This is a genomic window from Tsukamurella spumae, from assembly GCF_012396015.1.
GTDB lineage: Bacteria > Actinomycetota > Actinomycetes > Mycobacteriales > Mycobacteriaceae > Tsukamurella > Tsukamurella spumae.
In genome coordinates this window covers 1-26,874 of record NZ_JAAXOQ010000012.1, presented here as the reverse complement: position 1 = coordinate 26,874, position 26,874 = coordinate 1, and the positions used below count along the sequence as shown (strand labels likewise).

Here is a 26,874-nt window from a genome sequence, read left to right as displayed (position 1 = left end):
GGTGACCACCCGCGTCCTCATCCTCGGCAGCACCGGCTCCATCGGCACTCAGGCGTTGGAGGTGATCGCGGAGAACCCCGACCGCTTCGAGGTCGTCGGGCTCGGCGCGGGCGGCGGCAACGCCGACCTCCTCGCCGCGCAGGCGCGCGCCACGGGGCTCGACGGTGCCCGGATCGGCATCGCCGATCCGTCCCGCGCCGCGGGCTTCGACGGTGCTCTGACCGGCCCCGATGCCATGACCCGACTCGTCGAGACGGTCGACGCGGACGTGGTGCTCAACGGCGTCGTCGGCAGCCTCGGACTCGGACCGACCCTCGCCGCGCTCGACAGCGGCGCACGGCTCGCGCTCGCGAACAAGGAGTCCCTGGTCGCCGGCGGTTCGCTCGTCCTCAAGCGCGCCGCGCCGGGCCAGATCGTGCCCGTCGACTCCGAGCACTCGGCGATCGCGCAGTGTCTGCGCGGCGGCAGCGCGGCCGAGGTGGATCGACTGATCCTGACCGCATCGGGCGGCCCCTTCTTCGGGCGCACTCGCGCCGAGCTGGCCGAGGTCACGCCGGAGCAGGCGGCGCAGCACCCCACGTGGTCGATGGGGCAGATGATCACGCTGAACTCGGCGACCCTGGTGAACAAGGCCCTCGAGGTGATCGAGGCGCACCTGCTGTTCGGCGTCTCCTATGACCGCATCGACGTGACGGTGCACCGGCAATCCGTCGTGCACTCCATGGTCACCTTCGTCGACGGTGCCACCATCGCGAAGGCCTCGCCGCCGTCGATGAAGCTGCCGATCGCGCTCGCGCTCGGCTGGCCGGACCGGGTGCCGGGCGCGTCCGCCGCCTGCGACTTCACCCGGGCCCACACCTGGACCTTCGCCCCCGTCGATGACGAGACCTTCCCCGCGATCTCCGTCGCCCGCGACGCGGGCACCCGCGGCGGCAGCCTCACCGCGGTGTTCAACGCCGCGAACGAGGTGGTCGCGCAGGCCTTCCTCGACGGCCGCACGTCCTTCCTCGCCATCGTCGACACGGTCGCGCAGGTCGTGTCCGACGGTGCGCAGTGGCAGGCCGAGCCGCGCGATATCGCAGACGTGCTGGCCGCCGAGGAGTGGGCCCGGTCGCGGGCGTCGCAGCTGGTGGGGATGGTCTGATCCGACCGGTATTCTGGGGCGCATGATGTACGCACTGGGTATCGCGGCGTTCGCGCTGTGCATCCTCTTCTCGATCGCGTGGCACGAGTGCGGGCACATGTGGGCGGCGCAGGCCACGGGAATGAAGGTCCGGCGCTACTTCATCGGCTTCGGGCCCACGCTCTGGTCGACCCGCCGGCCGAACACCCCCGACGGCATCGAGTACGGCGTCAAGGCCCTGCCGCTGGGCGGCTTCTGCGACATCGCCGGGATGACCCTGCTCGACGAGCTCAAGACGCCCGTCGAGCAGGAGAAGGCGATGTACAAGCAGGCCGCGTGGAAGCGCCTGTTCGTGATGTTCGCCGGGCCGGGTATGAACTTCATCCTGGGTGCGCTGCTGATCTACGGCGTGGCCGTCACCGCGGGCCTGCCGGCGATGAACGCGACCCCGCGGGCGGCGGTCGCGGCCACCGGCTGCGTCGCGGACGCCACCACCAAGCCCAGCAAGGAGCAGCCGAGCAAGCCCGTGGGCGAGTGCCGTCCGAGCCCCGCGGCCCAGGCCGGTCTGCAGCGCGGTGACGTCATCACGTCCGTGAACGGCAAGGCCGTCGACGCCGACTCGGTGTTCGACGCGCTGCAGAGCGCGTCGGGGCCGATCGCGCTGGGGATCGAGCGGGACGGGCAGGAGCGCACGGTCACCGTCGACCCCCTGATCAGCAAGAAATGGCGCCCAACGGCCGACGGCAAGGACCTCACCGAGGTCTCCGGGCCCAGGGTACATGCTGCTCGTACTCACCGCCGACATCGTCAATCCGATCAAGCTCTTCAACTGAACTGGAGTAGCAGGAAATGTCCGTAGGTTTGGGAATGCCGGCAGCCCCGGTCCCCGTTCTGGCCCCGCGCCGCAAGACCCGCCAGCTCAACGTGGGTGGCGTCGGCGTCGGCAGCGATCACCCCATCTCGGTGCAGTCCATGTGCACCACCAAGACGCACGATGTGAACGCGACGCTGCAGCAGATCGCGGAGCTCACGGCGTCGGGCTGCGACATGGTGCGCGTCGCCTGCCCCCGGCAGGAGGACGCCGACGCGTTGCCGATCATCGCCAAGAAGGCGAACATCCCGGTCATCGCCGACATCCACTTCCAGCCGAAGTACATCTTCGCGGCGATCGACGCGGGTTGCGCCGCGGTGCGCGTGAACCCCGGCAACATCAAGGAGTTCGACGGCCGGGTGGGAGAGGTCGCGAAGGCGGCCGGTGCCGCGGGCATCCCGATCCGTATCGGCGTCAACGCCGGCTCGCTGGACAAGCGGCTGATGGAGAAGTACGGCAAGGCCACCCCCGAGGCGCTGGTCGAGTCCGCGCTGTGGGAGGCGTCGCTGTTCGAGGAGCACGGTTTCGGAGATATCAAGATCTCGGTCAAGCACAACGACCCGGTGATCATGGTCGAGGCCTACCGTCAGCTCGCCGCCCAGTGCGATTACCCGCTGCACCTCGGCGTGACCGAGGCCGGGCCCGCCTTCCAGGGCACCATCAAGAGCGCCGTCGCCTTCGGTGCGCTGCTCGCCGAGGGTATCGGCGACACCATCCGCGTGTCCCTGTCGGCGCCGCCGGCCGAGGAGATCAAGGTCGGCGACGCGATCCTGCAGTCGCTGAACCTACGGCCCCGCAAGCTGGAGATCGTCTCCTGCCCCTCCTGCGGGCGCGCCCAGGTGGACGTCTACAAGCTCGCCAACGAGGTGAGCGCGGGGCTCGAGGGCATGGAGGTGCCGCTGCGCGTCGCCGTCATGGGCTGCGTCGTCAACGGGCCCGGCGAGGCCCGCGAGGCCGACCTCGGGGTCGCCTCCGGCAACGGCAAGGGGCAGATCTTCGTCAAGGGCGAGGTCATCAAAACCGTGCCCGAGTCCAAGATCGTCGAGACGCTCATCGAGGAAGCCCTGCGCATCGCGGAGGAGTCGGGGGATAGTGAGACCGGTGCGCCGGTCGTGACGGTGACGTAGGGGCGTCTCGCCCGTCGCCTGGGAGTGCGCGCAGCCGAACGAGTCGATGCGCCAGAGGTGTGAGGAGCTGCCGGTGCTGAGGATGCTGCACGAGCGGCCGGTGCCCGCGCGGGATCTGCCGAAGGTGTTGGCCGTCCTCGATGCCGATCCCGTCGCCTCGTGCATGGTCGCCGGCCGGGTCCAGGAGTGCGGCACCGATCCGGGCAGCCTCGGCGGGGAGCTCTGGACCCATCGCGACGCGGGCACCTCGCTGTGCTTCGCGGGCGCGAACCTCATGCCACTGCGAGGAGACCTCGACGACATGCGGTACTTCGCGGTCCGGGCCGCCCGCGGCGCACGGACCGCAGCGTCCATCGTGGGACGTGCGGAGTACGCGATGCCGCTGTGGGAGGAGCTGGAGCCGGCCTGGGGGCCCGCCCGGGAGGTCCGCCCGGAGCAGCCGCTGATGACGATGACGGAGCCCTCGGATTCCGCGCACCCCGGGGTGCGGCCGGCCACGATGGCGGAGATCGATCGCTACCTCGACGCGTCCATCGCCATGTTCACCGCCGAGGTCGGCATCGATCCGCGCGGCACTGACGGCGGCCGCGCCTATCGCCGCCGAGTCGCCAACACGATCCTCGGCGGGCGCGCGTACGTCCTGTTCGACGGTGCCGAGGTCGCCTTCAAGGCCGAGGTCGGGGCGGTCTCGCGCACCGTCGGGCAGATCCAGGGCGTGTGGGTGCGGCCCGACCTGCGCGGGCAGGGGCTCGGCGGCGCCGGGACCGCCGCGGTCGCGGAGGCGGTGCGACGTTCCGGTCGGATCCCGAGCCTGTACGTCAACAGCTTCAACATCGCCGCGCGGCGCGCCTACGAGCGCGTCGGATTCCGCCAAGTGGCGACCTTCGCCACCGTTCTGCTTACCTAGTACCTCGTGAACACATGGGGGTACGTGGCCGTCGTCGTGCTGATGGCGGTCGGTCTGCTGGGGATCCTGATCCCGGTGCTGCCGGGCTCGACGCTGGTGGCGCTCGGTGTGCTGATCTGGGCGATCTTCACCGGCGGTTCCGCCTGGTGGGTGTTCGCCGCCGCGCTCGCGGCGATGGTGCTCGCGTGGGGCGTGAAGTATCTGGTCGGCGGCCGGACGATGGCGAAGGCGGGCGTCGGGAGGTGGTCGCTCGTCGTGGGCGGCGTCGCCGGGATCGTGCTGTTCTTCGTGATCCCCGTGATCGGCCTGCTCATCGGCTTCATCGGCGGTACCTTCCTGGCCGAAGCGGCGCGCCTGCGCGATGCGCGCGCGGGATGGTCGGCCGCCGTGGCCGCGACCAAGGCCGCGGGCCTGCTCATCCTGATCGACCTCGCCGGTGCGCTCTGCGCGATCGGGATCTGGCTCGCGGCCGTGATGAGCTGACTCATCGGCGGATCCACCGGTCCGGATGTACGCCTACTTTCCGGTTGTGGTGATCCGTGCGGCGGCGCGGCACCCGATGCCACCGCCGATACGGCGGCCTACGCCGCGCGACGGGACCGGAACGGGTACTCGGGCCGCCGGCCATGCTCGAGAAAGGCGATGGCGCGGTCGCGGAACCGGGTTCCCGGACGCGCGGCGAGGTGCTGTGCGGGGTCCCAGACCACCCAGTGCAGTTCGGTGGCGAGCGCGTTGGCGAACGCCAGCACCTCGTCGAAGGCGTCGGTGATGCGGTGCGCGTTCGTCGCGATGGGCATGGAGATCACCATGATCCCGCCCTTGCGGACCTCCAACACCACGCCACTACCGGCGTCGGCGAAGATCTCCGTGTCCAACCGCCCCCGGCGCAGTTCCATGTTCTGGACGAGGTGCAAGCCACCCGGGTAGCCGGCGCAGAACTCGCGGACGGCGACGAGTTGTTCGTCGCGGTCCGAATCCCCGTGGCCGTTGAACCGGGACTCGGTGTCCGGGTCGCGATCGAAGGCGGCGTCGTACTCGCGTCCGTAGTCGCGGTCGTCGGAGCGACTGAAACCGTTGTGGTAGTTGTACCCCAGCGGATCACGGCTCCCGCAGTCGCGGCACTCGTATTGGGACTCGTAGCTGCGCTCGTAGGAGTCGTATCCGTATCCCGCGCGCCGTCCGCGGGGACCGATGACGAACGCGTACTCCTCCGCGATCGGCCCGTTGAGAAAGTGGACGCTCACGCTGGCCTTCGTGGCGCGGATCTCCGACCGCGATCCGTCGGGCCCCCGTGCCACGACCCTTCCCTTGATGACGTGGCCCCTCGGCTTGAGATAGTGGCGAACGAGGAACCGCAGCCACTCCGCCGAGCGATCGAAGTCGGGGTCACGATCCCAGATGATCGCCGTTCCGTCCCGGTTGGACACCCAGTGACACGCGCCGCGCGGAACCTTCGCCCGCTCCGGCACCGGCTGAGCCTGTGCGGCGATCGCCTGCCGTGCCTCCATGGTGAGGGGCGGGTCCACCGCGAACTCGCCCTCGAATGATGCCTCGTTGATCATGGGTCCCCCCGATCGTCTCTTTCCCCTTACTCATTGGACGCGCCAGCCGCTCGATCGGTTCCGTAGGGTGACGGACATGAATCCTCTGACCGCTGCGTTGTTCGACCTCACCGGCCGCACCGCGCTGGTCACCGGTGCGAGTTCGGGGATCGGGGCGGCGATCGCGGAGGCGCTCGACGGTGCCGGCGCCCGCGTCCTGCGCGCCGGGCGGGATCGGGCCCGGCTCGGCCCCGACGGCATCAGCGCCGATCTCGCCCGCGGCACAGCGGAACTCATCGCGCAGGTCGACACGCGACTGGGGGAGGGCGGCACCGTCGACGTGCTGGTCAACTGCGCGGGCAGCAACCCGCGCCCGCCCCTCGGCGACATCGACGACGCGCTGTACCGCGCGATCCTCGCGGTCAACCTCGACGCGCCCTTCCAGCTCGGCCAGCACTACGGGCCGCGGATGGCCGAGCGCGGCTGGGGCCGGATCATCAACGTCGCCTCCACGCAGGCGCACCGCGCCTTCGGCAACAGCGGCGTCTACGGCGTCGCCAAGGCCGGCATCGCGGGCCTGACCCGCTCGCAGTCCGAGGCGTGGGCGCCGCGCGGGGTGACGGCGAACTCGCTCACACCGGGCCTCGTCGCGACGCCGATGACCACCGCCGTGCTCGCCGATCCCGAACGCTCCGAGTACTTCCGGCGTCGCGCGCACACCGGGACGCTCGGCGCACCGTCGGACTCCGCGGCCGCGGCGGTGTTCCTGGCGGGCCCGGGCTCGGCGTGGGTGACGGGCCAGAACCTCTGCGTCGACGGTGGCCTCTCGGTCACCTGAGCCTCACTGGTCACAGCCCCGCGCGGCGCACCGGAACTGTCGGTGCCCCGTCGTAGCCTTGCGGCGTGGAGAAGCTGCGCGCCCGTCTGGTGGTGATCGTCGCGGTCGTCGTGGCGATGATCGCGCCCTCGGCGTGCGCTCCCGAGAACACGAACGGCCCGGGCCCCGTCGCGGTCCGGTTCGGTGCCGCGCTCGCGGACAAGAACTTCGACGGTGCCGCCGCGCTGACGACCTCCCCGGACGCCGCGAAGGCCGCGTTGCGCGCCGCGTTCGACGGACTGCAGGCCCGGGGGGTGCGGATCAAGGTCGGCCAGGCGCGCACCACCGGCGCCACGAGCGAGGTCGAGTACGAGTACGTGTGGGACCTGCCCGCCGACGAGGGACGGTCCAGCCGCACCTGGGACTACCGGGGATCGCTCACCAGCGTCCAGGAGAACGGGCAGTGGAAGGTCCGGTGGGCACCGTCGGTGCTGCACCCGCGGCTCGGTGCGAACCAGACCATGGTGCTGCGCTCGCTCGCCGCGACCAAGGCGCCGGTGAACTCCGCGTCCGGCGGGGCCGTGCTCGTGCCGGGCGTGATCAATCGGATCCGGCTCGAGGCGTCGAAGGTCCCGGCGCCGACCACGGTGCTCGACGTGGCGGGGCAGTTGGTGCGCGCGCTGCAGCCGATCGTTCCGGGTCTGGACCCGGTGCAGATCACCGAGCAGGCCACCTCGTTGCGGGCGCCCTACGTGGTGGCTTCGGTGAATCAGTCCGATCTGCGCAAGCTCGCCGGGGATGTCACCGCGCTGCCCGGGGTCACGCTGGTCGAGCAGGCGGACCTGGTGCCCACCGACCGCACCTTCGCGCCGGCGCTGATGTCGTCGATCAAGAAGAACGTCACGGGTGATCTCGCGGGCAAGGACGGCTGGGAGGTGATCGCCCAGGCCGATACCGGGGCGCGCGTCACGACCCTCGCCTCGACGGCGCCGCAGACCGCGTCCGCGGCCACCGTGAGCATCTCGCCCATCGCCCAGGCGGCGGCGCAGGCCGCGGTCGATACGCGGCGCGACCGGCAGGCGATGATGGTCGTGATCCAGCCGTCCACGGGCAACGTGCTCGCGGTCGCCCAGAACCCCGAGGCCGACAAGCTGGGCTCGCTCGCCACCACCGGCCAGTACCCGCCCGGCTCCACCGGCAAGATCGTCACGGCCACCGCCGCGATCTCCACCGGTCTCGCGACACCGGACACGATCGTCCCGTGCCCCGGGACCATCACGATCGGCGAGCGGTCCGTGCCGAACTACAACGAGTTCTCCCTCGGTGACGTCACGATGCAGCGCGCCTTCGCCCGGTCGTGCAACACCAGTTTCGCGTTCCTCGGCGCCAAGATGAAGCCGGACGCGCTGCACACCGCGGCCGCCGAGCTCGGAATCGGGCCCGAGTACACGATCGCCGCGCTTCCGGTTTCGTCCGGCCAGTACCCGCTGCCGAAGGCCATGGTGAACCAGGTGGAGGACAGCTTCGGCCAGGGCGAGGTCCTGGTCAGCCCGTTCTCGATGGCCCTCGCGGTGGCGTCCGTCGCGCACGGTGGTGCCGTGACCCCGCAGTTGATGCTCGGCAAGCCCACGAAGGTCGACGGGGAGCGGCCCCCGCTGGATCCGAAGGCCGTCGACGGGGTGCGGGCCATGATGCGCGAGGTCGTCGCCTCCGGCACCGCCGAGCTCATCCGCGGTGCCGGCGATGTGCTCGGCAAGACCGGTGAGGCGGAGGTCGACGGTGGCTCGCACGCCTGGTTCGTCGGCTACCGCGGCGATCTGGCCTTCGCCACCCTGATCGTGCTCGGCGGCAGCTCCGACAACGCCGTCGCGGTGACCAAGGAGTTCTTCGACCGCTTCGATGCACCCGTCGCCGCGGTTCCGGGCTGAGGACGTCGCGGCGGCGCGGCGGAGCATCCGCCCGCGGGAACTTCCGAGCGTGGGCCTCTCCCCGCGTCGGGCACCGTCGGGCGGCGGATACGCTGGTGCGATGACTCGCGCTGCACTGGTTCCCGGCACCGTCTCGCCCCGTCTGGCCGTTCCCGCGAAGATCGTGCGGCCCGAGTACGTCGACAAGCCCTCGGCGAACGAGGGGAACGAGCCGTGGGTGCAGACGCCCGAGACGATCGAGAAGATGCGCCTGGCCTCGCGGATCGCGGCCGACGCGCTACAGGCCGCGGGTGCCGAGGTGCGGCCCGGCGTCACGACCGATCACCTGGACCGGGTGGCGCACGAGTACATGATCGACCACGGAGCCTACCCCTCGACGCTGGGCTACCGCGGCTTCCCCAAGAGCTGCTGCACGAGCCTCAACGAGGTGATCTGCCACGGCATCCCGGACTCCACGGTGATCGAGGACGGCGACATCGTCAACATCGACGTGACCGCGTACATCGACGGCGTGCACGGCGATACCAATGCCACCTTCCTCGCCGGCGAGGTCTCCGAGGAGCACCGCCTGCTGGTCGAGCGGACGCACACCGCGACGATGCGGGCGATCAAGGCCGTCAAGCCCGGCCGCGAGCTCAACGTGGTGGGGCGCGTGATCGAGTCCTACGCGAATCGCTTCGGCTACAGCGTGGTCCGCGACTTCACCGGTCACGGCATCGGCGAGACCTTCCACAACGGGCTGGTCGTGCTGCACTACGACGCGCCGAACATCGAGACGGTGCTCGAGCCCGGCATGGTCTTCACCATCGAGCCCATGATCAACCTCGGCGGCCTCGACTACGAGATCTGGTCCGACGGCTGGACCGTGGCCACGACCGACAAGAAGTGGACGGCCCAGTTCGAGCACACCCTGGTCGTCACCGACGACGGCGCCGAGATCCTCACTCTGCCGAGCGATTCCGCCGCCTAGCCCGATGGAGCTGCACGGCGCCCTGCTCATCGCCGGCGCCACGTCGGACGCCGGGAAGTCCACCGTCACGGCCGGACTGTGCCGCCTGCTCGCCCGACGGGGCGTGCGGGTCGCGCCGTTCAAGGCGCAGAACATGTCCAACAACTCCGTCGCCACCGTCGAGCCCGACGGCACGAGCGGTGAGATCGGCCGCGCCCAGGCGACCCAGGCCCTCGCGTGCGGCCTGGCACCGTCGACCCGGTTCAATCCGGTCCTGCTCAAGCCCGGCAGCGACCGGCGCAGCCAGCTGATCCTGCACGGCAGGCCCGTGGGCGATGTGGGGGCCCGCGACTACATCACCCGCCGGCAATGGCTCCTCGATGAGGTGACGACCACGCTGGCCGCGCTGCGCGAGGAGTTCGACGTCGTGCTCTGCGAGGGCGCCGGCAGCCCCGCCGAGATCAACCTGCGCGCCACCGACATCGCGAACATGGGGCTCGCCCGGGCCGCGGACCTACCGACGCTGATCGTCGGCGACATCGACCGCGGGGGAGTGCTCGCACACCTCGCGGGCACCCTCGCCGTGATGCCGCCCGAGGATCAGCGCCTGGTGTACGGCTTCCTGATCAACCGGTTCCGCGGGGATGTCTCGCTCCTGGAGCCCGGCCTCGAGCAGCTGGAGGCGATCACGCGGCGGCCCACAGTCGGCGTGCTCCCGTATCTCAGCGATCTCTGGCTCGACGCCGAGGACTCCCTCGCCGCTCTCGGCACGGACCTGGTCGGCCGCGGAGCGACCGCCGCGGACCCGATCACCGTCGCCGCGATCGCCCTGCCCCGCGTCTCCAACACCACGGACGTCGAGGCACTCGCCGTCGAGCCGGGCCTGACGGTCCGCTGGACCACCCGGCCCGCCGACGTGCTCGCGGCCGATCTCGCCGTCCTCCCCGGCACGAAGAGCACCGTCGGCGACTTGGCCTGGCTCCGCGACACCGGCCTCGCCGCCGCCGTGCAACGCCGCGCGGACACGCGCGCCCCGTTGGTCGCGGTGTGCGGTGGCTACCAGATGCTGGGCCGCACGATCGCGGACCCGCACGGCATCGAGGCACCGTCGGGCACCCGGGTGGAGGGCCTCGGCATCCTCGACCTCGATGTCGAGTTCGCGACCGACAAGACCGTCCGGAACGTCGAGGGGACCGGCCTCGGTGCGTCCGCGGCGGGCTACGAGATCCACCACGGTACCGTCGTACGGACCACGGAAAGCCCTGTGCTGCAAGGCCCCGAGGGGCCGGAGGGAGCGCTGCGCGAGGCCGTCCTGGGGACGCACTGGCACGGCCTGTTCGGCTCCGACGAGTTCCGTCGCGCCTACCTCGCCCGGACCTTCGGCGCCCGGTACGCCGCGCCCACGGCGTCCGGTGCCGGCTACGCCGCGGCCCGGCTCGCCCAGCTCGACGTGATCGCCGACGCGATCGAGGAGCATTGCGATGTCGATGCGGTGCTGCAACCGCTGCGTTCCAGGGGTTCGTTTTCGGCGATCCTGCCGTCAATCCGGATCATCAGTGACTAGCGTTACCGGTCATGGGGATCGATTCAGCGCAGACGGTGCAGGTGCCCGCGGGATCGTGGACCTTCGACGTGTCGGTCGGGGGGTCTGAACACGGCGTACCCGTCCTCCTGCTGCACGGGTTCCCGCAGACCGAGGAGTGCTTCGACCAGGTCCGCGAACGCCTGCACGAGGCGGGGCTGCGGACCATCGCGCCGCGCCAGCGCGGCTACAGTTCCGGGGCCCGGCCGCTGGGCGCCGATCAGTACACGATGAAGCAACTCGCGGAGGACGCCGCCCGCATCCTCGATGCGCTCGACGTGCCGTACGCACACGTCGTCGGGCACGGGCTGGGCGCCACCGTCGCCTGGCACTTCGCCGCCGCCTACCCGCTGCGCGCGATGAGCCTGACCGCCGTCTCCTTCGGTCATCCGTCGGCGTTCGGCGCGGCGATGGCCACCGATCAGGACCAGCGGCAGCGCTCCCGGTACCTCGAGCTGTTCCTGCAGGCCGGTGTCGCGGAGAAGGCGCTGCTCGACAACAACGCGCGCACGCTGCTCGCCACCGCGCCGGGCGGCGGCATCGAGGCGCTCGCCGACGAGCCCGCGCTCACGGCCGCCCTGAACTGGTACCGCGCCAACCTCGTCCCGGGCGGGGAGGGCTTGGACTGCCCCGTGATCGAGGTGCCGACCACGCTGGTGTGGGGCAACCGCGACGCGATCGCCGGCGCCGCCCAGGCCAAGGGCACCGCCCACTACCTGCGCGCCGACTACCGGCTGTCCGAGGTGCCCGACGGTGACCACTGGCTCCCGCTGCGCGCCCCCGCGGCCCTGGCCTCGGAGATCGCGCTGCGCACGCTCCGGAACTGACCGCGCGCTCGCGCGATCGTCCCGGAGCGGCGGGGGTTACTTGTCGCTACCGCAGGTGCAGCTGTCGCCGCACGAGCAGTTCTCGCACGTGCAGTTCGGGTTGGAGCAGCCGGGGACCTTCGAATCATGCTCAATCATGCATGTGACTGTACCCCGTGCGGCGCCCGCGATCACGCGTCCTTCGCCAGTCCCAGCAGCGCGTTCTCGACCAGTTCGGGCAGGGCCGGGTGGATCCAGTACTGCCCCCGCGCGAACTCGAGCGCCGGGATGGAGAAGGACATCGCGGTGATCGCCGATTGGATCAGCGTCGACGCCTGCGGCCCCACGATGTGCGCGCCGATGAGCAGTCCCGTCGAGCGGTCCGCGACGAGCTTGCACACGCCCGCGACATCGCCCATCGCCCAGCCGTAGGCGACGTCGGAGTACCGCTGCACGGCCACCGCCACGTCGATGCCCATGGCGCGGGCGACCGACTCGTTCAGCCCGACCGACGCGACCTGCGGATGCGAGAACACCGCGCCCGGAACGAACCGGTGGTCCGAGGTGGCGGTGGGGGTGTCCCAGCCGGACAGCAGGTTCTCCGCGGTGACCCGGGCCTCGTGGTTGGCGACGTGCCGCAGCGGGAACCGCGTGCTCACGTCGCCGAGCGCCCACACGCCGCGCACGGAGGTGCGCTGATGCTCGTCGACGGGGATGCGCCCGGAACCGTCGAGCTCGATCCCGATGGCCGGCAGCGCCAGGGTGTCGCCGTTGGGCGTGCGGCCCGTCGCGACGAGCAGGACATCGCCCGCCACCGTCGTGCCGTCCGTGAGGTCGACCTCGACGCCGTCCCCGACGGCGCGCGTCGCCGTCACCTCCGTGCGCAGCCGCACGTCCCACCTGTCGGAGACGAGCTCGGTGAAGAGCTCGGAGATCGTCTCGTCCTGCGAGCGCAGCAGGCGCGGGCCCCGCGCGACGATGGTGACCTCCGACCCCAGCCCGGCGAAGACGTGCGCGAATTCGGCGGCGATGTACCCGCTGCCCGCGATGATGACGTGCCCGGGCAGGGCGTCGAGCCGCATGATCGAGTCGCTCGTGTGGACCGGTGCGGAGCCCGCGGTGAACACGGGCGGAACGATCGCGCGCGAGCCCGCGGCGATGACGACCTCGCGCCCGGTGACCACGGAACCGTCGGCCAGTTCCAGACGGTGCAGGCCGTCGCCCGACTTCGGCAGGAAGTGCGCCTCCTGCTGGAAGACGGTGATGTTGGGACACTTCTCGACCCGGTACCGCAGGCCCCCGGCCGCGTACCGGTCGATCCGACCGAACACGCGGTCGCGGATGTCCGCCCAGCGGGTCGCGGTGACCTCGGCGTCGACGCCCAGCGGTCCGGCCCCGCGGGCCTCCTCCGCGACGTCCGCGGGGTAGACGAACATCTTCGTGGGGATGCAGCCCACGTTCAGGCAGGTGCCGCCGAACGCACCGTTGTACGCCGACCCCTTGTCGATGATCGCGACGGACCGGTCGTCGAAGCGGTGGTCGGGGATGGTGTTTCCGGCTCCCGACCCGATGATGACGAGGTCGAACACCTGCTCGTCCATGTCAGGCCTCGATCTCCCGGGCCAGCCAGGCGCCGAGCTCCGCGTAGGCGCGATCGCGCGCCGGCTGCACGGAGAGGAAGACATCGTGCTTGGCGTCCTCGACGGGGACCACGGAGAGGCGGCCGCCGAGCGCGCCGGACCACTTGGCGATCTGCCGGGTGTCGAGCACGACATCGGCGCGGGCCGCCTCCTCGCTCCACTCCTTCGGGGCGAAGCTCTTCGTCGAGCGCAGCACCAGCGACGGGACGCCGATGTCCAGGCCGCGGTGCAGCAGGCTGTGCGCGACGCGGACCGCGCGCAGCCAGCCGAAGCGCACCGGGAACCCCTCGATCGGCTTGATGCGGACGTCGAAATCGAACTCGCCGTGCTGACTGACGTGGATGGTCTGGCCGTAGACGCCGACCGCCTCGACCGGCACGGGTCGGGTGCCGACGGCCTTGCCGATGAGCTTGACCACCGGCGTCGCGACCTCGCGCAGGACCACCGAGCCCTGCAGGTCGAACCAGGGGCTGTCGAGGACGAGGCCCATGATCGGGGCGGTCCGGCCGGCCTTGCGGCGCCGATCCAGCCACAGCGGGGTGATCAGGCCGCCGGTGGAGTGCGCCGCCACCACGATGCCCAGGCCCGGGTGCTCCTGCTCGATCGCCGCGACCGCGAGGTCCAGCTCCCGGTCGTAGACCGTGAAGTCGGTCGCGTAGTGCGCGGACTGGCCCTCTCGCAGCGAGCGTCCGCACTTGCGCAGGTCCAGCGCGTAGAAGGCGTAACCGCGGTCGGCGAAGTACTCCGCGAGCCCGGTCTGGAAGAAGTAGTCGGAGAAGCCGTGCACCCAGAGCACCGCGTGCTGCGGGTCCTCGGGGCCGGCGACGTGCTTGACCAGCGTCGCCACGACATCGCCGCCCGGTTCGCCGTCCGGGTCCGGTCCCAGCTCGAAGGTGTGGGCGACGAAGTCGTCGCCGAGGATGTCGGGGGAGTAGGTCAGCTCAGTGGTCGCCACGACTTCACTGTAGTGAGCGCGGCCGGATCCGGGTCACCGGGAGACACGAGTGCGGGCGACCGTCGGACTGCCCGGTGTGCCGCGCACCGTCGGACTGCGCCAGAGTAAGGTTCTCGCCCAGAAGGGGGCCCCGATGCTGCGGCCCCGCCCCACGTCGAGGAGTGAACTACCAGATGGCCCGTAACGTGATCAGCACGGACGTCGCGCTCGTCGGAGCGGGAATCATGAGCGCCACGCTCGGCACCCTGATCCGCAAGCTGGAGCCCAGTTGGTCGGTCACCGTGTTCGAGGCGCTCGATGCCGCCGCCGCCGAGTCGTCCGATCCGTGGAACAACGCGGGTACGGGGCACTCCGCGCTCTGCGAACTGAACTACACCCCGCAGGCCGCCGACGGCTCCGTCGACATCTCCAAGGCCATCACGATCAACGAGCAGTTCCAGGTCTCGCGCCAGTTCTGGTCGTACGCGGTCGACGCCGGAGTCCTCGACGACCCGTCGGACTTCATCAACCCCATCCCGCACGCCAGCTTCGTGCACGGCGCGGACAACGTCGAGTACCTGCGCAAGCGCTACGACGCGCTCTCCGGGCAGACCCTGTTCGAGGGCATGGAGTTCTTCACCGACCCGGCCACCTTCAGCGAGCGCCTGCCGATCATGGCCGCGGGCCGCAACTTCGGCGACCCGGTCGCAGTGAACTGGTACGAGGGCGGCACCGATGTCGACTTCGGCTCGCTGACCAAGAAGCTGATCAACTTCGTCGGCAAGGGCGGCGCCGTCCACTTCGGGACCAAGGTGACGAACCTGGGGCGCACCAAGGACGGCTGGCGCCTGACGGTCAAGAACCTGCGCACCCACGAGGTGTCCTACGTGGACGCGCGTTTCGTCTTCGTCGGTGCCGGCGGTGGAGCGCTGCCGCTGCTGCAGAAGTCGGGCATCAAGGAGGCCAAGGGTTTCGGCGGCTTCCCCGTCTCGGGCCAGTTCTTCCGCTGCAGCAACCCCGAGCTCATCGACCATCACGCCGCGAAGGTGTACGGCAAGGCCGCCGTGGGCGCGCCCCCGATGTCGGTGCCGCACTTGGACACCCGCGTCATCGAGGGCAACAAGGGCCTGCTGTTCGGCCCGTACGCCGGCTTCTCGCCGAAGTTCCTCAAGGCCGGCCAGTACACCGACCTGCCCCTGTCCGTGAAGCCCAACAACCTCCTGCCGATGATGGCCGTGGGGCTCAAGGAGATGGGCCTGACCAAGTACCTCATCGGCGAGCTCATGCAGTCGCCGGCGGACCGCGTCAAGACCCTCTCCGAGTTCGTGCCCCGCGCCGACGGGCAGGACTGGGAGCTCATCACCGCCGGTCAGCGCGTCCAGGTCATCCGCAAGGGCCCGGGCGGCGGCAACCTCGAGTTCGGCACCGCGGTCATCGCCGCCGCCGACGAGTCCATCGCCGGTCTGCTCGGCGCCTCGCCCGGCGCCTCCACCGCCGTCCCGGCGATGCTCGATGTGCTCAGCAAGTGCTTCCCCAAGCACATGCAGGCGTGGAAGCCGCTGCTGCAGGAGATGATTCCGTCGTACGGCACCACGCTCAACGACAACAAGCAGCTGTTCACCCAGGTCTGGGAGTGGACCGACCGCACGCTGCAGCTGGCCCCGGGCGTCGGGGCCGACGCACAGGCCTAGCGTCGTGCGCCGCGCACCCGGCGACGAGCTCGATGCGAGCACCCTCCACGCACTGCTCAAGCTGCGCGCGGAGGTGTTCATCGCCGAACAGCAGAGTCCCTGGCTCGACATCGACGGGCGCGACCTCGATCCGTCGACGATCCACTTCTGGCTGCCCGACGGTGCGCCCGGGCCCGGCGCTGACGTCGTCGCGACGGTGCGGCTCACCGACGAGGGACCGGGCCTGGCCCGGATCGGAAGGGTGTGCGCGGCACCGTCGGCCCGCGGGCAGGGGCTGATCGGCCTGCTGATGGCGGCCGCGATCGACGAGCTCGGCGACCGGGCGTGCCTCCTGGAGGCGCAGTCCCACCTGGAACCGATGTACGCGAGGTACGGATTCGTCGTCGAGGGTGACGAATTCGTCGAGGACGGCATCCCGCACGTCCCGATGAGGAGGCCGGCACGTGACTGACCGCTACCCGTTCAGCGCGGTCGTGGGCCATGACGAGCTGCGGCTCGCGCTGACGCTGTGCGCCATCGCGCCCGCCGTGGGCGGCGTGCTCGTGCGCGGCGAGAAGGGCACTGCCAAGTCCACCGCCGCGCGGGCGCTCGCCCCGCTGCTGCCCGCCCGGCCCGACGGTGCGCGCGCCCGCCTCGTGGAGCTGCCCATCGGCGCCACCGAGGACCGCGTCGTCGGCTCGCTCGACCTGCACCGCGCGCTCGGCGAGGGTGCGGTCGACTTCACGCCCGGCCTGCTCGCGGACGCCGACGGCGGCATCCTCTACGTCGACGAGGTCAACCTGCTCTCCGACCACCTGGTCGACGTCCTGCTCGACGCCGCCGCGATGGGGCGCGTCACCGTCGAACGGGACGGGATCTCCCGCGCCTACCCCGCCCGGTTCGTGTTGGTGGGCACCATGAATCCGGAGGAGGGCGAGCTGCGCCCGCAGCTGCTCGACCGCTTCGGGCTCGCCGTGGACGTGCACGCGAGCCGCGATGTGGAGGTCCGCGTCGAGGTGATGCGGCGACGCCTGGCCTTCGAGGCCGACCCCGCGGCGTTCGCCGCCGAGTACGCCGACGCCGATGCCGACCTGGCCCGCCGCATCAGCGAGGCCCGCGACCGGCTTCCGGGCGTCGCGCTGCCCGACGCCGAGCTGCGCCGCATCGCCGCGGTGTGCGCCGCGTTCGACGTGGACGGCATGCGCGCCGACCTGGTCATCGCCCGCGCCGCGCTGGCCCACGCCGCCTGGCGCGGCGCCGCCGAGGTCACCGAGGACGATGTCCGGGCGGCCGCGGCGCTCGCCCTGCCGCACCGCAAGCGCCGAGACCCCTTCGACGAGCCGGGCCTCGACGACACCGAGCTCGACCGCGCCTTCGACGACGCCCGCGCCGGCGAGGACCCGGAACCCGAGCCGGACCCCGATCCCGACGGACCCGGAGGCGGCGAGACCCCGGAACCGCCGCCGTCCGGGCCCGATTCGGCGGGATCGCAGGAACAGCACCGGGAATCGGCCGGCGACGCCCCGCTCCCGACCGCGCGGCACCGCACCGTCGCGAAGCTCACCGTGCCCGGCACCGGGACCGGCGGGGCGACGGGACGCCGCTCCAAGACCCGCTCCGACCGCGGCAGCGTCGTCCGCGCCGCGCCGGCGGGCACCGGTTCCGGCCTCCACCTGGCCGCGACGCTGCGGGCGGCCGCGCCGGAACAGGCCGCGCGGGGCAGATCCGACGGGCCGCTGCGCCTCGCCCCGTCCGACCTGCGGTCCCCGGTGCGCGAGGCGACGGAGGGCAACCTCGTCGTGTTCGTCGTGGACCTGTCCGGCTCGATGGCGGCACGGGAGCGGCTCGCGCTGGTCGGCGAGGCCGCGGTCTCGCTGCTCCGCGACGCCTACCAGCGGCGCGACAAGGTGGCGGTGATCGGCTTCCGCGGCACCGAGGCGACACTGCTGGTCCCGCCCACCCGGTCGGTCGACGTGGCCGTGGGCCGGCTCGCCCGCGCCCGCACGGGCGGCCGCACCCCGCTCGCCGAGGGCCTGATCGAGGCGCGGAAGCTGTTGCGTCGCGAGGATCTGCGGCCCGATGCGCGGCGCCCGCTGGTCGTGCTGCTCACCGATGGCCGCGCGACCGCCGGCCGCGACCCGCTGCCGCGTGCGCTGGCCGCCGCCGCGGGTCTGCACGCGGACGCCCGTGCGAGCGTGGTCGTGGACTGCGAGACCTCCGTGGTCCGGCTCGGTCTGGCCGCGAAGGTGGCGGCGGCCCTCGGCGCCACGATGCTCCCGCTCGACGGATTGCGCCCCACCGACCTGGCCCGCGCGGCCTGACGAAGGAGAAGCCATGCCGCAGGGCAAGGTCGAAACGGTGCCGCAGGACGGGCTCACCACCCGGCAGCGCCGCAACCAGCCGGTGCTCGCGGTGCACACCGGTCCGGGCAAGGGGAAGTCGACGGCCGCGTTCGGCATGGCCATGCGGGCCTGGAACCAGGGCTTTCCGATCGGCGTCTTCCAGTTCGTCAAGAGCGCGAAGTGGAAGGTCGGCGAGGAGGCCACGATGCTCGCGCTCCATGAGCTGCACGAGCGCACCGGCGCCGGCGGGCCCGTGGAGTGGCACAAGATGGGGCAGGGCTGGTCGTGGCTGCGCCGCTCCGACGATGCCGAGCAGGACCACGCGGAGGCCGCCCGCGACGGGTGGCGCGAGATCGCGCGCCGGCTCAGTGTCGAGCAGCACCGCTTCTACGTCCTCGACGAATTCACCTACCCGCTCAAGTGGGGCTGGATCGACGTCGACGAGGTGGTCGAGACCTTGGTGAACCGCCCCGGGAACCAGCACGTGATCATCACCGGGCGCGACGCCCCGCAGGCCCTCCTCGACGCCGCCGACCTGGTCACCGAGATGACCAAGGTGAAGCATCCGATGGATGTGGGTAGGAAGGGGCAGAGGGGGATCGAGTGGTGAGGAACGGCTCCGGGATCTCGGGAGTCGCGGTGGTCGGGGAGAGCAGGGGGATCGAGTGGTAGCTCCCGCGGTCGTGATCGCGGCCCCGTCGTCGGGGAGCGGCAAGACGACGATCGCGACGGGGCTGATGGGGGCCCTCGCACGGACGGGCGCCGTCGCGCCCTTCAAGGTGGGCCCCGACTACATCGATCCCGGCTACCACGCGCTCGCCACCGGCCGGCCGGGCCGCAATCTCGACCCGGTGCTGTGCGGGGAGGACCGGATCGCGCCGCTGTACCGGCACGGCGCGCGGGGCGCGGACATCGCGGTGGTCGAGGGCGTGATGGGCCTGTTCGACGGCCGGATCGTGGACGGCCCGGGCGGCGCGGCGATCGAGGGCATCGGGTCCACGGCCGATGTGGCGGAGATCCTCGGCGCCCCGGTCCTGCTCGTCGTCGATGCGCGCGGCCATTCGCAGTCCCTCGCGGCGCTCCTCGCCGGATTCGCCACGTACCGGCCCGGTGTCGCGCTCGCGGGCGTCATCCTCAACCGCGTCTCCAGCGCGCGGCACGAGCGAGTGCTCCGGGACGCCTGCGCGCACGCCGGTCTCGAGGCGGTCGGCGCGGTGCCCGGCGACGCCGCGCTGGAGGTTCCCGCGCGGCACCTCGGGCTGATCCCCGCCGCCGAGCGCGGCGCCGACGCGGTCGACGCCGTCGCCGCGATGACGGAGCTGGTCGCAGGCCACGTGGACGTCGAGCGGATCCGCGAGCTCGCGCGACCCGTCGCGGACGGGCCGGTGTGGTCACCGTCGGACGAGGTGGCGCGTGTGGGCGACCCGGTCGTGGCCCTGGCCGGCGGTCCGGCGTTCAGCTTCGGCTACGCCGAGCACGAGGAGCTGCTGCGCGCCGCGGGCGCGCGGGTGCGGCGCTTCGACCCGCTCACCGACGAGTTGCCCGAGGGGGCGGGCGCGGTCGTCCTCCCGGGCGGCTTTCCCGAGGTCTACGCCGAGAAGCTGTCGGCCAACTCCGTGTTGCGCACCCAGCTGCGCGCCCTCGTGGATGCGGGCGGCGTCGTGCACGCGGAGTGCGCGGGCCTGCTCTACCTCGCCCAGTCGCTCGACGGTGTGCCCATGTGCGGGATCGTGCCCGGCACGGCGACCTTCACCCGGCGCCTGCGGCTCGGCTACCGGGACGCGGTGGCCCTCGCACCGAGCCCGCTGTTCGAGGCGGGGCGGCGAGTCACGGGGCACGAGTTCCACCGCACGGCCCTCGTCGGCGGCGCCGCCCCGGGGGGCTCGCCGGCGTGGGGATGGCGGGACGGCGACGGGGTCCCGACGACCGACGGATACGTCTCGTCCGCAGTGCACTCCTCGTATCTCCACGTGCACCCTGCCGGATACCCCGAGATGACAGAACAGCTGGTCAGGGCCGTCGAATGAGGAATTCGTCTCACCCTGAGTGCTGGTCTCGCGCAGGCTGAGAGGTTCCTGTACAAAAGCCTCATGCACACCTCGCTCAAGCTCGTCTCCGTCACCTTCGCCGCCGCCGCCGTGGTCGCCACCTCCGCCTGCGCCGCCGGTTCCTACGCCGCCCCCGGCTCGCCCTCCGGGTCCGCCAAGCCCAGCGCCTCGGCCAAGCCCAGCCACGCCGCCCCGTCGTCGGCCAAGGCCGCGCCGTCCTCCGCCAAGGCCGCCCCGTCGTCGGCCAAGGCCGCCGCTCCGAAGGCCGTCCCGGTCAAGGCCGGCACCCCGAGCGCGATCCTCGCCTCGACCGCGTGGGAGACCACCTCGGCCAAGGACGCCAAGGGCGCCAAGGTCGCGCTGACCGACAAGGACGTCAAGAACTACGTGGGCTGGGCGTACTTCAAGAAGGACGGCACCTTCACCCTCTACAACCTGGACGACAGCGCCAAGGGCAAGGGCCTGTGGACGGTCTCGGCCGACGGCACGACGCGCGAGATCACCGCGCTGAACGCCGATGGCAGCGTGCAGTACAAGCGCACCGTCGAGATCGTCGCCCTGACCGAGAAGGAGTTCACCTACCGGGTGTACCCCGAGGCCTCGAACAAGGCCGTGTACTTCGACATCGTGCACACCGCGACCAAGCACGCCGAGCCGCGCGCGTAGTCGACCCGGCCGCTCACTAAACTGAGCGGAATGAACAGCCACGGCGCCCCGCACGATCCCTACCTCGTCGGTCTGGATCTGCGAGGGCGCCGTGTCGTCGTCGTGGGGGCCGGCACGGTGGTGCAACGCCGCCTGCCCGTACTGCTCGCCGCGGGTGCCGACGTGCACGTCATCGCCCCCGAGGCCACGCCCGCCGTCGAGTCCACGCCCGGCATCGTCTGGCATCGCCGCGAGTACGCCCCCGGTGACCTCCTGGGCGCCTGGTACGTCCTGGCCGCCACGAACGACCCCGCCGTGAACGCGGCGGTCGTCGCGGAGGCCGAGGTGCAGCGGACCTTCTGCGTCCGGGCCGACCTCGCTCGCGAGGGCACCGCCGTCACGCCCGCCACCGTCGCCGCCGACGGGCTGCAGGTGGGCGTGCTCGCGTCGGGGGATCACCGACGGTCCGCCGCCGTCCGGGACGGCCTGCGCGCGGTCCTCACGGGGGAGTCCGACGGTGCGCCGTCGACCGAGGGCCGGAAGGCGGGACTGGCGGGGAGCGTGGCGCTCGTCGGCGGTGGTCCGGGCGATCCGGACCTGATCACGGTGCGCGGGCGGTCGCTGCTGGCCCTCGCCGACGTGGTCGTCGCCGACCGGCTCGCGCCGCCGCGGCTGCTCGCCGAGCTCGCGCCGCACGTCGAGGTGATCGACGCGGCGAAGGTGCCGTACGGCCGCGCGATGGCGCAGCAGGCCATCAATCAGGTGCTCATCGACCGCGCGCGCGAGGGGAAGTTCGTGGTCCGGCTCAAGGGCGGCGACCCGTACGTCTTCGGCCGCGGGTTCGAGGAGCTCGAGGCGCTCGCGGCCGAGGGCGTGCCGGTGACGGTGGTCCCGGGCATCACGTCGTCGATCGCGGCGCCGTCGGCGGCCGGGATCCCGGTGACGCACCGCGGCGTCACCCATGAGTTCGTCGTCGTGTCGGGGCACGTGGCCCCCGGTCACCCGGACAGCCTGGTCGATTGGGACGCGCTCGGGCGGTTGCGCGGCACCGTCGTCGTGCTCATGGCCGTGGAGCGGCTCGCCGCGATCGCGGCGGCCCTGATTTCCGGCGGCCGCCCCGCCGAGACCCCGGCGGCCGTCGTCGAGAACGCCACGACCAGGGGGCAGCGCACGGTCCGGGGCACGCTCGCCACCATCGCGGCCGACGCGGCCGCCGCCGAGGTGAAGCCGCCCGCGGTGCTGGTGGTCGGGACGACGGCGGGATTCACCGCCGCCGATCCGGCATAACACCTGTCACTTCAGCAACTTGTGCCCCACTCGTGACCGGGATCGACTTCCGAATCCGCCTGCTCACTCGGTAGCCTCGGGCATCATGACCTCTACGATGGCGCCCAGCAGCCCGGCGCAGACCTATCGCGTCAAGGGCAGCGCCGTCGGCATCCCGATCCTCGTGCTGTGCGGGATGATCTTCCTCTCGGTGCTCGACGGCACCGTCGTCTTCGTCGCGATGCCCGAGATCCAGGACGCCCTGGGGCTCTCGGACGCCTCCAAGGTCTGGGTGTTCGGTGCGTACGCGCTGACCTTCGGCGGGTTCCTGCTGCTCGGCGGCCGCCTCGGCGACACCTTCGGCCGCAAGAAGATGTTCCTGCTCGGCGTCGTCGGGTTCACGATCGCCTCGTTGCTCGCGGGATTCGCGACCAACGAGGTGTGGCTGCTCGCCGCCCGCGTCGGCCAGGGCTTCTTCGCCGCCATCGCCGGGCCGACCGCGCTGGCGTTGATCGCGACCACCTTCGCGCCCGGCAAGGCCCGTAATCAGGCCTTCGCGGTGTTCGGCGCCATGGCCGGGCTCGGCTCCATCGCCGGCCTCGTGGCCGGCGGCCTGCTCGCCACCATCGAGTGGCGCCTCATCTTCTGGATCAACGTCCCCGTCGGCATCGCCTGCGCGATCGGCGGCTGGTTCACCCTGGACGAGGCGATGTCCGAGCGGCGGCACGCCCTCGACGTGAAGGGCGCGGTGCTCGCCGTCGCCGGCTGCGTCACCGGCGTCTACGCACTGACCGCGGGCCCGGAGGCGCACTGGCAGAGCACCGCGGTCTACGTCGCCGCCGCGGTCAGCGTCGTGTGTCTGGCACTGTTCCTCTGGGTCGAGCGGTCGGCGAAGAACCCGATCCTGCCCTTCTCCCTGTTCAACAACCGCAACCGGGTCGCGGCGATGGTCGCGATCCTGGTGTGCGGCGCCCTGATCCCGACGCTCGGCTTCTACGTGGCGCTGACCTTCCAGCTGGTGCTCGGGTACTCGCCCTTCCAGTCGGGTCTGGCGCTGTTGCCCTTCGCCGTCGGCTTCGGCATCTCGGTCGCCGTCAGCGCCTCGCTCGTGCGGCGGTTCCAGGCGCGCTGGCTGGTCGCCGCGGGCGGTGTGATCGTCTTCCTACCCTGCGTCTACGTGCCGACCCTGATGAGCAGGGCGCCCGCGACCATCGCCTACTTCCCGCAGATCGCGCTGCCCGTGTTCTTCATCGGCATCGGCGTCGGCCTGGCGGTCGTGCCCTTGCCCCTGGGCGCGGTCGCCGGCGTGCGACCGTCGGAGATCGGCCCGCTGACCGCGCTGATCGAGGTGGCCCAGAACCTCGGCGGCATCGTCGGGCTGGCGTCCGTGCAGGTCGTGGTGACCTCGCGGATCATGGCGGAGCAGGGGCCCACCACCGGGCACCTGCGGCACAAGGAGCTCACGGGCGAGGCGATCCACGCGCTCGCCTCCGGCTACGGGCTCGCGTTCCTGGCGTGCGCGGCGATCCTGATCCTCGCCGGCCTCGTGGTGGTGCCCTTCATGCGGTTCACCCCGGAGGAGATCGCCGAGGGCCAGGCGGCCAAGGAGTCCAGCGAGTCCGGCGGCGCGATCCCGTCGACCTCCTTCCCGGCGCAGGCCTTCGAGGAGGACGACGACGATGTCGCCGACGATTGGGAGCCCATCGAGGGCGACGTGACCTCGGGCCCGATCCCGGTGGTCCGCCGAGTGGATATCGACCGCGCCTACAACGAGAAGCCCGGTGACCCGGAACCCGTCTACTTCACCGACCGGTTCCGCGCGATCAAGCGCTCCGCCGTCGAGGCGCCCGGGGCACAGCCGCCGCGGGCTCCGCAGCGACCCGCGCAGGCCCCGCAGCCGCCGACGCAGAACCTCCCCGCGGCGCGGCCGCAGCGGCCGACACCGTCGGATCCCGACCGCGCCCGTGCGCACCCGAGTGACCCGCTGCCGCGCCGCACCGGCGCGCCCGGCGACGATCTGGCCGGCGTGGCCCGCCCGTCCGGACCGATCCAGCGCGAGAGCGCGGACCTGCCGCGCCCACCCGCGCCCCCGCAGCAGCAGGGGCGAGGGCAGGCACCGCAGCAGCCGTACCCGCCCGGCGTACCCGCGCAGCGGCCCAGCGCCCCGATCCACCGGCCGAGCGCCCCGATCCACCGGCCCGGCGGCCGGGTCCCCCCTGCCGGCCCGCCGATCCAACGCCCGAGCGGCACGATGCCGCGCCCCGCGCAGAATCAGCCCCCGCAGTACCGCGGGTCGGGCCCGCAGCCGCAGGATCCGCGGCCCGCGCCCCAGCGGGCGCCTGCGCCGGCCCCGAGTGAGGGCGGCGGCCGGCACGCCGCGCCCGCGCCCGACGGCATGCACCATCCGGAGTCCTCGGAGCAGGCGGACCGCGTGAGCCGGGCGCGCCGGCACCGTCGGGAGGACTGAAGGTCCGGTCGAGACCGCGGTCGAGCGCCGTCGGCGGGGGCGTGTCGTCCGAATTGTGATCTTCCGATGGCCCGCCCGGCTCCCGATCCCCGGATCGGCCCTGTGGTCTGCGGAAACAGCCGTCGGAAATGGGTGCTGACTGCACGGAATATTCGTCACTCCAGTAACTCGGGTTGCGAAAATCGGCATGAACGATTTCCGGGCACCTTCTATCAGCCGGTAGCCTCGGACTCCATGACTTCCACGACGATGGCCCCCGGCGGCCCGGCGCAGACCTATCGCGTCAAGGGCAGCGCTCTCGGCATCGCCATCGTCGTGCTGTCCGGGATGATGTTCCTCGCCGTGCTCGACGGCACCGTGGTGTTCGTGGCGATGCCGCGCATCCAGGAGGCCATGCACCTGTCCGATGCCGCGAAGGTGTGGGTGTTCGGCGCCTACGCGGTCACCTTCGGCGGCTTCATGCTGCTCGGCGGCCGGCTCGGCGACACCTTCGGCCGAAAACGGATGTTCATGCTCGGCGTGGGCGGCTTCACCTTCGCCTCGCTGCTCACCGGCTTCGCGACGAACGAGGTGTGGTTGCTCGCGGCCCGCGCCGGGCAGGGCTTCTTCGCCGCGATCGCCTGTCCGACGGCGCTGGCACTCATCGCGACCACCTTCGCGCCCGGCAAGGCCCGCAATCAGGCGTTCGCCATCTTCGCCGCGATGGGCGGGCTCGGCTCGGTCGCGGGCCTCATCGCCGGCGGTCTCCTCGCGACCTGGGACTGGCGCCTCGTCTTCTGGATCAACGTCCCGGTCGGCGTCGCCTGCGTGATCGGCGGGCGGTTCGCGCTCGAGGAGTCGATGTCCGACCGGCGGCACGCGCTGGACGTCAAGGGCGCGATCCTCGCGGTCGCCGGGTGCGTCACGGGCGTGTTCGCGCTGACCGCGGGACCGGAATCGCACTGGCAGAGCCCCGCGGTCTACGCCGCGGCCGCCGTCAGCGCCGTGTGCCTGGTGGCCTTCCTCTACGTCGAGCGGACGGCCAAGAACCCGATCCTGCCGTTCTCGCTGTTCCACAACCGCAATCGCGTGGCCGCGATGATCGCGATCCTCGTGTGCGGCGCCCTGATCCCGACGCTCGGCTTCTACGTCGCCCTCACCTTCCAGCAGGTGCTCGGGTACACGCCGCTGCAGTCCGGCCTCGCGCTCGTCCCGTTCGCGGTGGGCATGGGTATCTCGACCCTGGTCGCATCGAAGCTCGTGCTCAAGTACCAGGCGCGCTGGCTCGTGCTGCTGGGCGGCGTCATCGTCTTCCTGCCGTGCCTGTACGTGCCCACCCTGATGACCCGTGACCCGTCCTCGGTCACCTACTTCCCGTACATCGGCGTGCCGGTGTTCCTCATCGGCATCGGTGTGGGCTTCGCGATCATCCCGCTGCCGCTGTGTGCGCTCGCGGGCGTGCGGCCCACCGAGATCGGCCCCATGTCCGCGCTCGTCGAGGTGTGCCAGAACCTGGGCGGCATCATCGGCCTGGCGTCGGTCCAGGTCGCCGTGACCTCGCGGATCATGGCGGACGGCGGGCCCACCAGCGGCGAGCTCAGTTCCGATCCGGCGGTGCACGCGGACCAGCTCAAGGCGCTCGCCTCCGGCTACGGCCTCGCGTTCATCGCGTGCGCGGTGATCCTCATCGTCGCCGGCCTGGTGGTCGTGCCGTTCATGCGGTTCACCCCCGAGGAGGTCGCCGAGGGGCAGGCGGCCCAGGAGTCCAGCAAGTCCGGCGGCGCGATCCCGTCCACGTCCTTCCCGGCGCAGGCCTTCGAGGACGACGACGACGTCGACGACGACTGGGAGCCCATCGAGGGCGATGTCACCTCGGGCTCGTTCGCCGCGATCCGCCGCGAGGACTTCGACCGCGCCTACAACGAGCGGCCCGGCGACCCGGAGCCCGTGTACTTCACCGACCGCTTCCGGGCGATCAAGCGCGGCCAGGTCGACGGTGCCGCACCGCAGGCCCCCCAGCCGCCCACGCAGAACTTCCCCGCGGCGCGTCCGCACCGCCCGGCCCCGGGGCAGCCCGGCCGGCGCCCGGCACCGTCGGCGCCGCCGCAGGCCTACTCGCACCCGAGCGACCCGCTGCCCCGTCCGGCCTCGCAGCCCGGCGCCGACCTCGCCGGCCTGGCCCGCCCGTCGGGCCCGATCCAGCGCGAGAGCGCCGACCTGGAGCGTCCGCCC

Annotated in this window: 22 protein-coding genes; 19 read left to right on the top strand and 3 right to left on the bottom strand. The window is 71.8% G+C overall.

All coding sequences use genetic code 11. The annotated features are described in order from the left end of the window. Position 1: 1 nt before the first annotated feature. The 5 genes from dxr to HF999_RS10620 all read left to right on the top strand — a co-directional run bounded on the left by dxr (position 2) and on the right by HF999_RS10620 (position 4,511). Entirely contained in the window at positions 2–1,144 is a 1,143-nt protein-coding gene (gene dxr / locus HF999_RS10640) for a 1-deoxy-D-xylulose-5-phosphate reductoisomerase (RefSeq protein ID WP_168545857.1), read from the top strand. A gap of 22 nt (positions 1,145–1,166) precedes the next feature. Continuing rightward, positions 1,167–1,982 (top strand): M50 family metallopeptidase, encoded by an 816-nt coding sequence (locus tag HF999_RS10635; protein ID WP_168545856.1) that lies wholly within the window; start codon positions 1,167–1,169, stop codon positions 1,980–1,982. Next, positions 1,973–3,121: a flavodoxin-dependent (E)-4-hydroxy-3-methylbut-2-enyl-diphosphate synthase gene (ispG, locus tag HF999_RS10630; protein ID WP_168545855.1), complete on the top strand. Its 1,149-nt coding sequence runs from the start codon at positions 1,973–1,975 to the stop codon at positions 3,119–3,121. The genes HF999_RS10635 and ispG overlap by 10 nt, the downstream gene beginning before the upstream one ends. A gap of 73 nt (positions 3,122–3,194) precedes the next feature. Continuing rightward, positions 3,195–4,028: a GNAT family N-acetyltransferase gene (locus HF999_RS10625; RefSeq protein ID WP_168545854.1), complete on the top strand. Its 834-nt coding sequence runs from the start codon at positions 3,195–3,197 to the stop codon at positions 4,026–4,028. Between the two features lie 6 nt (positions 4,029–4,034). Then, entirely contained in the window at positions 4,035–4,511 is a 477-nt protein-coding gene (locus HF999_RS10620; RefSeq protein WP_168545853.1) for a DUF456 domain-containing protein, read from the top strand. 98 nt (positions 4,512–4,609) lie between these two features. Here the strand turns inward: HF999_RS10620 and HF999_RS10615 are convergent, their stop codons facing one another. Next, complete coding sequence (locus HF999_RS10615) at positions 4,610–5,590, bottom strand: hypothetical protein (protein WP_168545852.1); 981 nt, start codon at positions 5,588–5,590, stop codon at positions 4,610–4,612. A 76-nt stretch (positions 5,591–5,666) separates the two neighbouring features. Between HF999_RS10615 and HF999_RS10610 the strand changes: the two genes are divergently transcribed. The 5 genes from HF999_RS10610 (at position 5,667) to HF999_RS10590 (ending at position 11,672) form a co-directional block, all read left to right on the top strand. Further along, on the top strand, positions 5,667–6,407 hold the full coding sequence (locus tag HF999_RS10610; RefSeq protein ID WP_168545851.1) for an SDR family NAD(P)-dependent oxidoreductase: 741 nt from the start codon (positions 5,667–5,669) through the stop codon (positions 6,405–6,407). 116 nt (positions 6,408–6,523) lie between these two features. Beyond that, positions 6,524–8,314: a penicillin-binding transpeptidase domain-containing protein gene (locus HF999_RS10605; protein WP_168545953.1), complete on the top strand. Its 1,791-nt coding sequence runs from the start codon at positions 6,524–6,526 to the stop codon at positions 8,312–8,314. Positions 8,315–8,414: 100 nt separating this feature from the next. Continuing rightward, positions 8,415–9,284 carry a type I methionyl aminopeptidase gene (gene map / locus HF999_RS10600; protein ID WP_168545850.1) on the top strand — a complete coding sequence of 290 codons (870 nt, stop codon included), beginning with the start codon at positions 8,415–8,417 and terminating at the stop codon, positions 9,282–9,284. A gap of 4 nt (positions 9,285–9,288) precedes the next feature. Beyond that, complete coding sequence (locus tag HF999_RS10595) at positions 9,289–10,827, top strand: cobyric acid synthase (RefSeq protein WP_168545849.1); 1,539 nt, start codon at positions 9,289–9,291, stop codon at positions 10,825–10,827. A gap of 11 nt (positions 10,828–10,838) precedes the next feature. Next, complete coding sequence (locus tag HF999_RS10590) at positions 10,839–11,672, top strand: alpha/beta fold hydrolase (RefSeq protein WP_168545848.1); 834 nt, start codon at positions 10,839–10,841, stop codon at positions 11,670–11,672. 170 nt (positions 11,673–11,842) lie between these two features. Here the strand turns inward: HF999_RS10590 and HF999_RS10585 are convergent, their stop codons facing one another. Next, positions 11,843–13,240, bottom strand: a complete 1,398-nt coding sequence (locus HF999_RS10585) for a mycothione reductase (protein ID WP_312854101.1) — start codon at positions 13,238–13,240, stop codon at positions 11,843–11,845. 13 nt (positions 13,241–13,253) lie between these two features. Next, positions 13,254–14,246, bottom strand: a complete 993-nt coding sequence (locus HF999_RS10580) for an alpha/beta hydrolase (protein WP_168545846.1) — start codon at positions 14,244–14,246, stop codon at positions 13,254–13,256. A gap of 173 nt (positions 14,247–14,419) precedes the next feature. Here HF999_RS10580 and mqo point away from each other — a divergent pair, with 173 nt between their 5' ends. From mqo to HF999_RS10535, 9 genes are all read left to right on the top strand, one after another. Beyond that, a complete protein-coding gene (gene mqo, locus HF999_RS10575) occupies positions 14,420–15,916 on the top strand; it encodes a malate dehydrogenase (quinone) (RefSeq protein WP_210733703.1) in 1,497 nt (498 codons plus the stop codon). Between the two features lie 4 nt (positions 15,917–15,920). Continuing rightward, positions 15,921–16,367, top strand: coding sequence for a GNAT family N-acetyltransferase (locus HF999_RS10570; protein WP_168545844.1), 447 nt, complete (start codon positions 15,921–15,923; stop codon positions 16,365–16,367). Next, positions 16,360–18,216, top strand: a complete 1,857-nt coding sequence (locus HF999_RS10565) for a VWA domain-containing protein (protein ID WP_168545843.1) — start codon at positions 16,360–16,362, stop codon at positions 18,214–18,216. The genes HF999_RS10570 and HF999_RS10565 overlap by 8 nt, the downstream gene beginning before the upstream one ends. Before the next feature lie 13 nt (positions 18,217–18,229). Further along, complete coding sequence (cobO, locus tag HF999_RS10560) at positions 18,230–18,847, top strand: cob(I)yrinic acid a,c-diamide adenosyltransferase (RefSeq protein ID WP_168545842.1); 618 nt, start codon at positions 18,230–18,232, stop codon at positions 18,845–18,847. Between the two features lie 55 nt (positions 18,848–18,902). Next, positions 18,903–20,264, top strand: coding sequence for a cobyrinic acid a,c-diamide synthase CobB (locus HF999_RS10555; protein WP_312854095.1), 1,362 nt, complete (start codon positions 18,903–18,905; stop codon positions 20,262–20,264). Between the two features lie 63 nt (positions 20,265–20,327). After that, positions 20,328–20,951 (top strand): DUF4822 domain-containing protein, encoded by a 624-nt coding sequence (locus tag HF999_RS22215; protein ID WP_210733702.1) that lies wholly within the window; start codon positions 20,328–20,330, stop codon positions 20,949–20,951. 30 nt (positions 20,952–20,981) lie between these two features. Then, positions 20,982–22,217: a uroporphyrinogen-III C-methyltransferase gene (gene cobA, locus HF999_RS10545; RefSeq protein WP_168545840.1), complete on the top strand. Its 1,236-nt coding sequence runs from the start codon at positions 20,982–20,984 to the stop codon at positions 22,215–22,217. Between the two features lie 85 nt (positions 22,218–22,302). Beyond that, a complete protein-coding gene (locus HF999_RS22800; RefSeq protein WP_281347345.1) occupies positions 22,303–24,663 on the top strand; it encodes an MFS transporter in 2,361 nt (786 codons plus the stop codon). Between the two features lie 234 nt (positions 24,664–24,897). Next, positions 24,898–26,874 (top strand): MFS transporter (locus tag HF999_RS10535; protein WP_246207618.1); only part of this gene is annotated, 1,977 nt, incomplete at its 3' end.